A 12,636-nucleotide genomic window follows, 5' to 3' on the forward strand; every position below is an offset into this window, starting at 1 on the left:
GTGGGGTGGTGGTCACAGCAGTCGCGCTCCCCCCGCGAAGCCGGACATGGTGTTGATCGAGTCCAGCCGTACGACGGTGCCGGGGCGGGCGGCGTTGATCATTTGACCGCTGCCGGCGTAGATCCCGACGTGGTAGATCGTGGAATCGCGGCCGGGGGCGTAGGCGTAGAAGACGAGGTCGCCCGGTTTGAGGGCACTGGTGCCGAGGCTGGCGGGGATGCGCTGGCCGGCACCGGCTTGCGCGGCCGCGGTCCGCGGCAGCTGAACGCTGGCCTGGGCGTAGGCGTACAGGGTCAGCCCCGAGCAGTCGAAGCCCTTGATGGTGGTGCCGCTCTTCCCGCTGGGGGAGCAGCAGATCCCGTACGAGGGGCCCTTCGCGCTGCCGCCGCCCCACGAGTAGGGGACACCGCGCTGGGAGAGCGCCGCCTCGATGACGGTGCGGACCTTCCCGGTGACGTTCGTCAGGTCCGGGTCCTCGGCGGCCGCGGTGTACTGATCGATCCACCCCAGCACCGTCGCGACGTACTCGCTGGAGTGGTTGTACTGCAGGATCGCGGCGCTGAGCTGAGCGCGCTGGGTGAGGTCGCGGCCCGCCCCGCACAGGTAGACGGCGGCGCCGAGCGCGGCGTCGTCCGCGTTGTGCGGGTCAGCGACCTTGTCGCCGTTGGAGTCCTTGCCGAACGACGCCCAGGTGGAGGGCAGGAACTGGAACGGCCCGACCGCTCGCTCCCCGGTCGCCGTGCCGTCCCAGCGTCCGTGGTCGGTGTCCGCGACCGGGGTGGTGTTACCACCCTGCCCCGAGCCGTTGAGGAGCACTCCGTAGATCTTCGGGCGGATGTCCCCGTTGGCGGCGATGCTGTGACCGATGGCGTGGTTGGACTCGACCTTGGCGATCCCCGCGAGGATCGGCCAGCGCATGCCCCGGCACTTCGGCACGTACCTTCCGACCTGCTGGACCGCAGTCTTGTAGGCGGTGAGCATCCGCGAAGGGATGTCCGCGGCACTGCCGCCCTGGGCGATCCCGCCGTCGTCCTCGTCCGACTTCAGCGCCACGTACGCGCTGATCGCGTTCCCCACCGGCGCGGCGCAGCACACAGCGGCGAACAACAGCAGCCCCACCACACAGCCCCAGCGCGCAAGACGGCGTCGGCCCCTCCTCACTCGCTCTCACCGTCCTGCGGCGGCTGCTCCTGCTCCTGGCGCAGAAGCTCGGCGTCGGCCGCGGTCCGGCGCAGCAGCTCCTGGAACCGCCTCCTCGCCTCGTCACGCGTGCTGCCGCTCACGTTTCCGCCACCGGGAAGGACCGCTCCCGGCCCGCCGGGTACAGGGCGACGCCGGGGTGCTCCGCCCTGAAGCCGCGTCGGCGACACCGGCGGGGCGGTCGGCCCGCTGCCCGCGCCTGCCGCGGGCATGCGAGGCGGAACCGGCGCCGAGCGGGGAGAGGCAGAAGGCGCCGGGAGGGGGCCGGAGCGGCGCGTGTGCTGGGAAGACCGGCCGGCTGCCGGGGAAGGCGGGGCGGGAGGAACTGCGGGAGTGGACAAGCGGCGGGTGAACGGGACGACACCCCCGCGGTCGTCCGCATGGTCCCGCATCGTCCGGCCGACATGCCGGCCGGCGTCGCCCCATGCCCGGCCGTCCTCGCGGACGGTGTTGCCCCAGACCTGAAGCTGCTGGCGAGCGTCCTGGGTGAACCGCGACCGGCCCTCCCGCACCTGACGGACCGTGCCCGGCAGACCATAGCTGGCCCCGTACGCCGCCCGGCCGCTCCGATTGAGAATGCGGTACCCGCGGTAGCGCACGAGCCGGTTGTGGGCGCGCGTCGCCAGCAGCGTGCGGTCGGTGTTCTGGTCGTGAAGCACCTCGCCCGTGCGACGGTTGGCGATCTGGCCGTCCTCGTTGCGGTAGCGGTCGGGCGGACCGCCAGGCAGGAGCGGACCCCGACCGCCAAGTCCACCGGCGGGACCGCCACCTTCGTCGCCTCCGTCCGGACCGCCGGATGGTGCGTCGCCGTCCGCTGTGGGCTTGCGCCACCTCGCGAGCTGCTCGTCGTCCGGGCGACGGCCGATCAGTAGCCCGTACGCGCCTTGCAGTCCCAGGCGGGCCCCCAGCCCGCCGATCGCCGCGGCCGCCGTCAGGGGAGCCAGACCACGTCCGGCTTCCGCTGTGGCGTCGGCGAGGATCCCGCCGGTGTCCACCGGCATGCCCGCGCCATCGAACAGGGAGGCGAGCGCGCCCATCAGCCGCTGGCGGGTACCGAGCGTCCCGTACCGGCCGCCGCCGGCGAACAGGCGCAGCCCGCCCCCGTATCCGCCCATCGCTGCGGGGGAGTTCATGGCGAGCGCGGCGCCGAGCTCGGAGGTGTCGCCGGGCATGTGGGTGCCACCCACCTTGGCGTAGCGCATCCGCATGGCCATGCGCCGGCCGAAGGAGACGACACCGGTCAGCAGCCTGCGATGCCCGGCCGCGCCGGCGATGGCCAGCACGTCGATGAGCAGGATCCGTTCCACCATCAGGTTGGGACCTGAGGTGAGGGTCGCATCGACGGCGATCCCGAAGAACGGGATGAACGCGCAGATCGCGACGACGGCCATGATGGCGATGCCCCACAGGGACAGCCACTTCCACACCGACTGCCGGGCCGGGCCGGGCAGCATGCCCGCCACGAACGTAACGCCGCCGACGGCCGCCGCGCCCACGCACACACCCTGGGTGCCCAGCAGCACGATCGCGCTGGACAGCAGCATCCCGCAGATGAACAGAGCGGCGATCAGCAGCAGCAGCGCGCCGCCGACCCGCCACCAGGTGGGCTCCTCGGCGTAGGCGGCACACGCCTTGCCGACATCCCCGGCGTCCTTCATGTCGGCGAGGAAGGCGGCGAACTCCCGATCGTCCTCGCTGGTGATCGCGGTCGACGAGCTCAGAAGATCGCTTCCGGAGGTCAGCCCCGGCAGCCCCCCGGAGTTGTCGGAGGATTCACACAGCTGCTTGCCCGGGCCGTCGATCCCCGCGCAGGCGTCCTGGCTCCCGTCCCCCTCGCAGTACTGCTTCGCGGGGCCGTGGATCAGGGAGCAGGCGTCCGTCTTCTTGTTCTGCTCCTCGCAGTACTTGCGCTGCGGCGTGGCGAGCGAGTCGCAGTCCGCCGTGCTGCCGGCACCTCCGCTGCCGGAGGTCTTGTATCCGCCGGCGACCCACTTGAGATGGACGGCGTAGGCCTTGAGGTCGGATTTCTTGGAGGGGTCGAGGATGCGCCCGTACTCCAGCAACATGAACGGTTTGACGATCAGGGCGTTGGTGATGGAGTCCTGCAGGGGCCGGGCCACGTCCTCGGCGGAGACGGGGGCGTCGTCTTCCCGCTGCAGGCATTTGAGTTCGGCGTTGCCCGCCATGCCCGCGCACGGGTCGGTACTGGCGATCTTGCCGCCCCAGTCGTAGGAGGCGACGCTCTGCTGGGCGACTTCGGCGGCCACCTGCTGGGCCTGGCCCAGCGGCCCGTCCTGGCCGAGCAGGGTGTCCGGGCGGATGAGAGCGGACGCGGCGATGGCCCCGATGAGGAGGGTGAGGAAGATTTCTCCCAGACCGCGGCCGACCCGCCCCCGCACGATCATGAACCCGGCGAACACGAACGCCCAGGCGAGCAGAAGGCCCTTGAGCCCGAGGGTGTCGACGACCACGCTGTCGTAGGTGTCGGCGATCCGCTGTGCCGGGCGGGTGAGGATCTTCAGCAGCGGGAACCGGAGCGCGACCTCGATCGCCCACCCGGCCAGTCCGACCAGCAGCCTAATCAGCGTGAACAGGCCGGACAGGGCAAACGCCAGGGCCTGTCCCTTGAAGTTGATGATCGAGCCGCCTGAGGAGCCGAGGTCGTACCCGTTGATCGGCACCCCCTCGGAGGAGGTGATGTTCAGCGGGGCGAGCAAGTCTCCGGTCTCGCTCGTGTTGCTGGCCGCGTACACGACCTGGGTGTTGACGATGAGGAACACGCCGGTGAGCAGGACGACGAAGCCGGCCGAGCGCAGGGTCGTACGGTCTGGGCGGAACACGTCAGCGCCGCCTCTGCCTCAGCGTGGGCCGCAGCCGCCACACCACCAGGGCGGCCACGCCTGCGCAGGCCGTCACCAGCCGCCATGCCACGCCGGACACGGCATGCCGGTATGCCGCGGCCTCGGTGGTTGTGGTGCCGCGCTCGCAGTAGGTTTTGGCCGGGCCGGCGATCAGGGCGCAGGGGTCGTGGTGCGCGGTGCCTGTGCCGACGGCGAAGGCCTGCCCGGTGTGTGGCCACCACGCATCCGGCAGAACCACTCCGAGGACGACCGCACCGATGGCCACGGCGATCAGGGCGACGATGCAGGCCACCGTGGCGATGCGCCGGGCGCGGTCCCAGGACGCGGTGGTCATCCGACGTGCTCCTTCGGTTGGGAGTGCGCGGCCGCGCCGGCATCGGCGCCGGGCCCGGCCAGCGCGGCAAGGCTCGGGCGGCGTCCTGGCGTGGTGGTGATGGAGGTGGTGATGCGCGAAATGCGGGGGATGGAGACCTTGATGCGGCCGGTGTTCTGCCGCGGGCAGGTCAGCAGGAACTCGCCCTCCCGGCCCTTCTGGCCGACGGGGGACAGGCCGGTGGTCACCAGCCGCAGCAGCTCGCCGTCGTTCGCGTCGAGCCCGACGAACTCCAGGCCGCGGCGGGCGCGCTCACGGTCGGCGGTGCGGGCCAGTGCCCGGTAGGCCATCAGACCGCGGTCGGGGCCGAGTTCCTCTGCATCGTGCGAGCCCGCCAACAGGCCGGCGCCGTGCTTGCGGCCGTCGTGGAGGATCTCGTGGACCAGGGCCGTGCCTTCGGCGGACGAGGTGAGCCAGTACAGCTCGTCCAGGACCACCGCGGTGAACCGCTCGGGGTCCTCGAAAGCCGTCTGCCGGGCGATCGCCGCGATCAGGTAGAGCACCGCCCGACCGATCAGCGCCTCCAGCGGCTGCTGGTGCAGGATCTCGGAGTTGGCGAACGCGGCCTTCGGGGGCAGCTTCAGACCCGTGGTGGTGATCACGATCATGTCGGAGGCGCTGGAGGCATCCAGCCGCACCGGCGGCAGCGTCGGGTCGAAGACCATCCGGGCCAGGGGGTTGGTGGCCACGACCCGGATGAGGCCGGCGAGGGTGGCGGCCGCGTCCTGCCGTTTGCCCGCCTCGCTCGTGGCCATCTCCTCGAGGACCTCAAGGACACGGTGCATGGACGGGGAGTCGCTGAGGGCGGCCTGCTCGACGGCGTGGTGGAGGACCTCGCCGCTGGTGCTCATCGGGCCGATGCCGAGCTGCAGGGTGAGGTAGGACAGGGCGTAATGGCGGCCTTCGGGCCCGTCGAACATCCGCAGCGGGTCGATGGACACCTCGGCCTGGGCGGCGTCGATGATCTGGACGCGGCCCTTGGCGGCGGTGCGGGCGAAGGTCGCCCACTCGCGGACGGGGGTGCGGTCGATGCAGATCGCGCAGCCGCCGCGGGCCCACACCGCTTCCGCGATCAGCTTCTGCAGGACGCTCTTGCCCGCACCGAGGTCGCCGACGATGCCCATGGAGGCGGACGCGTCGACCTTGGGCGCATCTGCCACGTTGATCATGACGGGGCGGGTGGTGCCGCAGTCCAGGTCGATGCCGAGGAACATGCCGTTGGGGTCGCCGACCTCCGTGGCGGTGAAGGCCCCGGAAAGCGCCCAGTCTTCGGAGACCTGGTGCTGGGTGAACTCCCGCACGACCCCCGGCCGTACGGTGCCGGGCAGCCCCAGGGTGAACAGCGCCTCCTGCAGGCCGGCCGGGCGCACCGCCCGGTAGTCGGCGCCGCCGAGCAGCGCGGCCAGGGCGCGGGCCCGGGCATCGCACACGGCGGCGGTCGGACCCCACACCGTCAGCACGGTCACGGACTGCACCTCGACCTCCACGGAGGTACGGGACAGCCGGGCGTCCAGCTCGCCCAGGTCGCGGGCGGCCTCATTGAGGGAGGCAGGCATGCCGGTGGGCCGGGCGTCGTACTGGTCGGCCTGGTCGACCAGCTCGTTCTTCTTGCGCCGCACCTGGTCGCGGGCCTTCTCCGCCGGCACGAGCGTCAGGTCGACGGTGTAGTCGACGGGGAAATCGAGCAGCTCCAGCTGGGCGAACAGGTCGGCGGCGTCCTGGCGGACCGCGGGCGGGCACTCGGCCAGCGCCAATTGCGCCTGGTAGCCCACCCCCGTGTCGGACTCGACCTGCAGCCAGCGCCGCCCGAGCGGCGAGCTGGTGTTCACTCGCCACCAGGCCGCGCGGCCCGACCGGGTGATCCGGCCCGCGTTCTTGAGCTCGTCGACGCCATCGAACTCGGGGTCGATGCCGCCTTCCTGCAGGCGCACCTGGCCGAGATCGGCGTAGCTGGGGGAGCGCAGCACCCCGTCCCGGAGCTGCCCGCCATACATCTCGCTGGACTCGGCCTCCGCCAGCAGCGGCTCGTCAAGGCCGCGGTGCAGGGCGTGCTGGATCATCCACACGATCTCCGCCGGGCGGGCCGCGCGAAAAGCGATGCCGCCGGCGAGCGCGGCTTCCACCCGCGAGGCCTGCTCGCGATACGCGCTCACCTCGCGCCGGGCCACCGGCGCCGGCCGCATGCCCAGCATCGGTGCAACCTCGGCCCACGCGGCACCGAGGGACGCCGACACCTGAAGGCTGCCTGTTTCGGTCTGCAGGGGCACGGCCAGCCACAGGGTGCGGCGGTGCATCTCCTGGTCGTCGAGCAGGTCGAGGGCGGCCTCGACGTTCTCCACCCATGGGTGCCGGCCCGCACCGGGCGCCTGCTCGGCCGGCTCGATGCCCTCGATCATCCGCAGGGCAACCTCGCCCGGGTCGACCTGGGCGCACATGCCGTACAGGCGCGGGGCCCCGGACAGCGAGCGCACCAGGTGGGTGATTTTCGCGAGTTGTTCGTCGCGGACGGGGGCGGGCACGTAGGTGCCCTGCACGGTCTCCTCGCGGCGTCCGTGTGCGTCCGGGCCCGGGCGAAGGCGGTAGACGGCCCACACACTGCCCTGCGTCGACCACACCAGATGCCCGGCGATGTGACGGATCGGAACCCTCATCGCACACCCCCGCTCTGCTGGGCGATCGCGAGCAGCTGCTGTACGCCCGACACCGGCCCAACCGCTGCCGCGGGGGCAACCGGTTGGGTGTGGCGGGGTGCGGACGCGTGGTCTGTGGCCGGGCTTGGGCGCGGCGCCCGGGCTGGACGCCGCTGCACCGCACGGGAGGGTGCGGCCTGTGCAGCGGGGACGGGCGCGGGCGTGTCCTCGATGGTGAAGCCGCCGAGCAGCGGGTGGGGCGCGCGGTCGCGGGCGGCCCGCCCACCGATCCGGCCGCCTCGGGGCTGCCAGCCAAGCAGCACCCAGCCCAAAGCGGCCTGCATCGGGGCACGGCCCCGGATCTTCGGGCGACGCACCATCCAGATGACCAGGCCCCACCCGACGATGGGGACCGGCCCCATCCACGACCACCAGCTGATCGTCTTGACCAGAAGGAACCCGCCGCCGACGGCGACCGCGATCTGCGCGGGCGTGTACGGGCCGAGCGGGATCTTCCAGTCCGCGACCTTGCCCAGCACCCAGGGATGGCGGCGGGCGGAGGTGTAGAAGCGGCCCACACGTGCCGCGGCTGTCACGCTCACAGCCAGCCTCCGACGCCCGGCGAGTGGTCACGAGAGGCCGGGAGTTCGGACCGGACGATCCCAGGAACGGCGGGCGCGCCCTTGGACGGGTTCTTCACCTCGTCGGTGAACATGTTCGCCAGGTCGTTGCGCGAGTTGTACAGACCGAGCGCGATCACCATCAGAAGCAGGGCGCCGATCCCCGCCTTCAGCGAGAACTTCTGGATCATGATGACGACGACCAGGCAGATCAGACCGGCCTGAAGACCCTTGGTCGCCCACTCCTTGAACATGTTGATCCACGAGTTGCCAAGGTCGTCCAGCTGACCGGCGAGCATCAGGCTGTGCACGGTGTTCATCGGGCACCCCCGTCCCGGGCAGCCCCGGACTCCAACGCGGCGACTTCCCACCGGCCCGAGCGGGCCTTGAGCGTGAGCTCGTACGCCAACGGCCACCGACCGGTCGCGTCCCGGGCTTCCACCGAGGCGAGCACCCGCACCGTCGTGCCGTTCGGCGGCACCTGCTCAGCGGCCGCGGCCTCCTCGACGGCGGACACCTCCTGGACCACAACCGCCGTGTACGGGGCGGGGGAGACGGCGGTGAGCCTCACGCCGGGCGCGAGGTAGCGGTCGACCTCACCAGCCCCCGTCAGGTAGGCGCCGAGGAACTCCCCGACGGCGGACGACAGATCCCCCTCCGGGACGGTCACGGCGTACGACGACTTCGGCACGTCGGTCCGGGCCGGGCCGGCCACCACGCCGGGCGCACCGGTCACCGTGAACGAGGAGCCCGTGCTGTCGCAGGCAACCGGCACGGCGTAGTACCGCACCGAACCGTTGGCGTACTGCGCAGCCACCGTCACCGACCACGCACCGGCGCCGCGCTGCGCACTGCGCACCGCCGTCACGGAACCCGGCGCCGACTGCGCATCGGCGGCCGGGTCGGGCAGCTCGACGTCCGGCGCCATCGACTGCGCAAGCCGCGCCTGCGCACTCGTCTCGTCGTTCGTGCTGCTGCGCAACCACGCGCCGACGAACACCTGCGCATAGCCACCCGGGTCGGTGGCGGCCGTCGCGGTGCGCACGGCAGTGGGCTTGGTCGCGGGGGCTGCCGCGACCGTGGTCGGGGTGGAGGCGACGGCGACGCACAAGGCGATGGGGCCGGCCGCGATGACGGTCCAGACCGCCACGCGTGAGAGGCGTACGCGGCGGCGCATCGCCTCCAGCCGGGCGTCGGCCGCCATCGGAGCAGCGGCCTCGCTCTGTGCGGACTGCTTGCCAGGGGACATGGTCAAACTCCCAGGTCAGAACGTGTACTTGCTGACCTTGAGAAAACCCGTCGACCCCGACCCGACCACCGACCACGAACCCCCGACCACGGTCACGATGAGGACACGAAGTCCATGGTCGGGGTCATGGTCGGCCCGACCATGACCCCGACCATGGGGCAGCCGCGGGCCGGCGGCAGGCCATCGCGTCCGGCGCGCGTTGCCCAGGAGCGGCGCCCGCCGTGATCATGTGCCGCCCGGCCATCGGGCCCGGACGCCGATGCGCAGACAGAAGCCGGCCGGGCCGCGACAGACACCTGCGCAGTGCGCGAGAAGGACCTGCGCAAGAGAAGATCAAGAAGTCCGGGCGGACTGCGCAGCCGCCCCGGCATAACTCGACTGCGCAGGATCCTCGGACGGTTGCGCAGCCCGATTGCGCAACGCCCGTTCGGGCTGCGCAGTCGGCTGCGCAATCGCTGAGCGCCCAGGGTAGAAGGTGCGTGGTCGGCCCGACCATGAGCCCGACCACGGCAGCTAGACGGCTCCGTTGCCGGATCGTGACCGATGGTCGGGGCTCGTGGCCGTCAGCGTGGTCGGGGTCGGCGGGTGAGCTGACGACATGGAACCCACGCACGCCCGCGCACCCGGGTCAGCCGACCGCCCCACCTCGGCGGGCCCGGTGCGCTGCCCTGGGCACCGCACGCGGGCCGCTTCGGAGGTACGGCGGTGAGCCGCTTCGGGGCAGGCGTCCGGCGGGGGGTGATGGCGGCCGACCAATTCACCCAGATCGCCAACGGGCTGTTCCGCGACAGTCGGCTCTCCTACAAAGCGAAGGGGATCTTCGGGTACGTCAGCACGCACCAGGACGGCTGGCAGGTCACCCTCGCCCACCTCGTTGCCGTCGGGCCCGACGGGCGGGAGGCGGTCCGCGCCGGCCTGAAGGAACTGGAACGGTACGGCTACCTCATCCGCGAACGCCTGCGGCGCCCGAACGGAACGCTCGGCGAGGTCGTCTACTCGATCACTGACCGCCCTGCCACCCTCGACGTCGCCCTGCTGGAAGCCACGTCCACCCTCGCGATCGAAGACGAACACGACGTCGGCTTCGGGGCGGGGATCCGGCGGGGGGTGATGGCGGCCGACCAGTTCACTCAGATCGCCAATGGCCTCTTCCGCGACTCGAGGCTGTCCTTCAAAGCAAAGGGGATCTTCGGGTACGTCAGCACGCACCGGGACGGCTGGCAGGTCACGGTCGCCGAACTGGTGCGCCGCGGTCGCGAAGGCGTCGACGGGGTCGCCACCGGGCTTCACCAGCTGGAGCGGCACGGATTCCTCTACCGCACCCGCGAGCGGAACCCCGACGGCACGCTCGGCCAGGCGCTGTACTTCATCACCGACCTGCCCGGCCTGCAAAACCCCAGGTCGCAACCAGAGTCGGGTTTTCCAAGATCGGCTGAGCCTACGTTGGCTGATCCCGGCACTAAGAACACCAACAGAAAGAACACCACTCAGCAGAACACCAGACCCCTCCGTCCGTGCCGCGGCGAACCGTCGCGAACACTTGGACGGACGGACCGGCCGGACACGCCGACGTCCACGCCGGCCGCGCCCGTGGCGGATGAGATGCATCCGGGGATCCTGCTGCTGCTCGAACTCGGGGCGGCTCGCCCCGAGCTGCTGCTGACTGGGCAGGCGCTGACCGATCAAGGCCGCGTCGTGACGGTGATGCTGGAGTCCGGCTGGAGCCGTGAGCAGCTGCGGCACGTCATCGCTGCCCGGCCCCTGCCGAATCCGGTGCGGACCACGGTCGGCGCGATCATTGCCGCCCGCCTGCGCGCTGCCCAGGCCTACCCGCCGCCCGCCATCGCGGCCGACCGCCACGACACACCCGCCTGGGACGTCCCGCCGCCGCAGTCGACCAGCTCTGCCGCCGCGCGGTCGGTGAGCGAGGCCCTCACCTATCGGGCCCTCGTCGAGTGCGCCGGCTGCGGCGTTCCCGGAACGGCCCCCGGCGAGGACCTCTGCCCGGCCTGCCTCGGCTGGCCGCCGTGCCGCACCTGCCCGGGCCCCACCCCCCGGCGAGCCCACCCCGACGGTGACGGCCGCTGCACCACGTGCGCCTCCGCTTTGACCGACCAACCGGAAGGAAGCAACCCGTGACCGACACGCTCCACACCCGGCCGCCGACCGCGGCGCACCACGCGCGTCCCTTCACCCGCGATCCGGGGCAGTGGGAGAAGGAACACTCCCGCGCCCTGCGGACCGGCCACGTCCGCGACCACACCTGCACGGCCGCGTGCGAGCTCGTGCTCGTCCACGAACGCACCCCCTGGGGCTGGATCGCGTGGACCGTCCCCGCGGACGGCCTCCCGCCCGAGACTCCCCACCAGATCGGGGTGCTCACCCCGGCCGCCACCCGTACCCAGCGGCTGGCCCTGCGCTGGCTCACCAGGCGGCCCGCCCAGCGCATCACCCTGGACCCCGTCCCCGGATCCCTGCGGCTCTCCGCCGCCGCGGTCGCCCTCCTCAGTCTGATCGCCGGCCTTTTCGCTATCGGCTGCGGCGTCCCCGTCGACGTCGCCCTCCCGGCGATGCTGCTCGCTCCGATACTCGCCGAGCACCTCACCGGCCGACTCGACGCTCGGGCCCGCGAACACGTGCGCAGCGTCGAAGGCGAAGACGCCGTCCGCTATATGCAGCGCCTCGCCGCCCTGCACACCTCGCTCGTCCGGGCCGCCGCCGGCAGCGACCGCTACGAGCTGCGCCGCTCGGCCGAGATCGGCCAACACCTGATGTGGGAAGCCGCGGACCTGCTCCAGACCCGGGACCCCCGTTCGGCCTCAGCCGACCTCATCGCCCGCGAACGGCTGATGCTCCAACTCGCCGACCAGGTTGCTCAACTCCTGAAGCGCACCACCGCCCAGGACGGCACAACTGGCACGGACCAGAACCGCGAACCTGAGCGGCCCCTGGGCCCCTACCCGCCCGGCGTCCGGCCGCCAACTCACCCGACGCCTCAGCACACGCCTGGCACATCACCGCTGAAGGGAACCCTCGTCATGACCCAGCCCGAACCCACTCCGGCTGTCCGCACCACCGGCGTCTATCTGCTCTTCGCGCACGAGCCGTACTACCCCGGCCCCGGCACCCAGGAGATCAACACCACAGTGGTGGCGGCCGACACCCTGCTCCACCCGCAGGTCCTCCAGCCCGACGGCGCCCGGATCCACGACCTTCTCACCCAGGGGCGCCAGCGGGGCGAGATCATTCCGCTCGCCACCCTCACCCACGAACTGAACGGCGGCGCCGACTGGCCGACCATCGGTGGCTGGGAGCGCGTCACCATCGACTTGCTGCAGCTCGTCCGATCCGGGGACTGCGATGCCCTCAGCCTCTGCCTGCCCGAGATCGCGCGAGCCCTCGTCTGCATCGGTCCGGACAGCCAGGTGCGCGCCTTCGACGCCGCAGCCGACGAGTTCATCGTCTACGGGGCCGCCGAGCGGGCCGCCGTGCTGGCCGAGGTCGATGTGTTCCTCGCCGGCCTCGTGGCCGAACAAGACCTTTGGCCCGGCGACGGACTGCTCGGCCCGCTCGCCCGACGCGTATGAGCGAGCCAGGGATCAAGGCGGTACGGCGCCGACACCAGCAGCTCAGCCAAGGGGAGCGCGGATGCTAATCGGATTCGAAGGACGGGCGGTGTGGGCGGACCTCCGGCGCCTGCTCC

Annotated in this window: 9 protein-coding genes; 2 read left to right on the plus strand and 7 right to left on the minus strand. The window is 71.8% G+C overall.

Going from position 1 to position 12,636, the window contains the following annotated elements:
- Positions 1-12: 12 nt before the first annotated feature.
- From ACFY0P_RS49130 to ACFY0P_RS49160, 7 genes are read right to left on the minus strand one after another with little or no spacing between them, the layout of a single operon-like run.
- The gene (locus tag ACFY0P_RS49130; RefSeq protein ID WP_388929020.1) at positions 13-1,161 is read right to left on the minus strand and encodes a C40 family peptidase; all 1,149 of its coding nucleotides are present in this window, start codon (positions 1,159-1,161) and stop codon (positions 13-15) included.
- Positions 1,158-4,040 (minus strand): hypothetical protein, encoded by a 2,883-nt coding sequence (locus ACFY0P_RS49135; RefSeq protein WP_388929021.1) that lies wholly within the window; start codon positions 4,038-4,040, stop codon positions 1,158-1,160. Before ACFY0P_RS49135 ends, ACFY0P_RS49130 begins: the two co-directional genes overlap by 4 nt.
- A 1-nt stretch (position 4,041) precedes the next feature.
- On the minus strand, positions 4,042-4,395 hold the full coding sequence (locus ACFY0P_RS49140; RefSeq protein WP_388929022.1) for a hypothetical protein: 354 nt from the start codon (positions 4,393-4,395) through the stop codon (positions 4,042-4,044).
- Positions 4,392-7,085 carry an ATP-binding protein gene (locus ACFY0P_RS49145; protein ID WP_388929023.1) on the minus strand — a complete coding sequence of 898 codons (2,694 nt, stop codon included), beginning with the start codon at positions 7,083-7,085 and terminating at the stop codon, positions 4,392-4,394. Before ACFY0P_RS49145 ends, ACFY0P_RS49140 begins: the two co-directional genes overlap by 4 nt.
- The gene (locus ACFY0P_RS49150) at positions 7,082-7,666 is read right to left on the minus strand and encodes a hypothetical protein (protein ID WP_388929024.1); all 585 of its coding nucleotides are present in this window, start codon (positions 7,664-7,666) and stop codon (positions 7,082-7,084) included. The genes ACFY0P_RS49145 and ACFY0P_RS49150 overlap by 4 nt, the downstream gene beginning before the upstream one ends.
- Positions 7,663-8,004, minus strand: a complete 342-nt coding sequence (locus ACFY0P_RS49155) for a hypothetical protein (protein WP_388929025.1) — start codon at positions 8,002-8,004, stop codon at positions 7,663-7,665. Before ACFY0P_RS49155 ends, ACFY0P_RS49150 begins: the two co-directional genes overlap by 4 nt.
- Positions 8,001-8,933, minus strand: coding sequence for a conjugal transfer protein (locus ACFY0P_RS49160; RefSeq protein WP_388929026.1), 933 nt, complete (start codon positions 8,931-8,933; stop codon positions 8,001-8,003). The genes ACFY0P_RS49155 and ACFY0P_RS49160 overlap by 4 nt, the downstream gene beginning before the upstream one ends.
- Before the next feature lie 705 nt (positions 8,934-9,638).
- Between ACFY0P_RS49160 and ACFY0P_RS49165 the strand changes: the two genes are divergently transcribed.
- Together ACFY0P_RS49165 and ACFY0P_RS49170 are read left to right on the plus strand one after the other, a co-directional pair.
- Positions 9,639-11,072, plus strand: a complete 1,434-nt coding sequence (locus tag ACFY0P_RS49165; RefSeq protein WP_388929027.1) for a hypothetical protein — start codon at positions 9,639-9,641, stop codon at positions 11,070-11,072.
- Positions 11,069-12,520: a hypothetical protein gene (locus ACFY0P_RS49170; protein ID WP_388929028.1), complete on the plus strand. Its 1,452-nt coding sequence runs from the start codon at positions 11,069-11,071 to the stop codon at positions 12,518-12,520. The genes ACFY0P_RS49165 and ACFY0P_RS49170 overlap by 4 nt, the downstream gene beginning before the upstream one ends.
- Positions 12,521-12,636: the final 116 nt, after the last annotated feature.

The organism is Streptomyces sp. NPDC001714 (assembly GCF_042892755.1).
Lineage (GTDB): Bacteria > Actinomycetota > Actinomycetes > Streptomycetales > Streptomycetaceae > Streptomyces.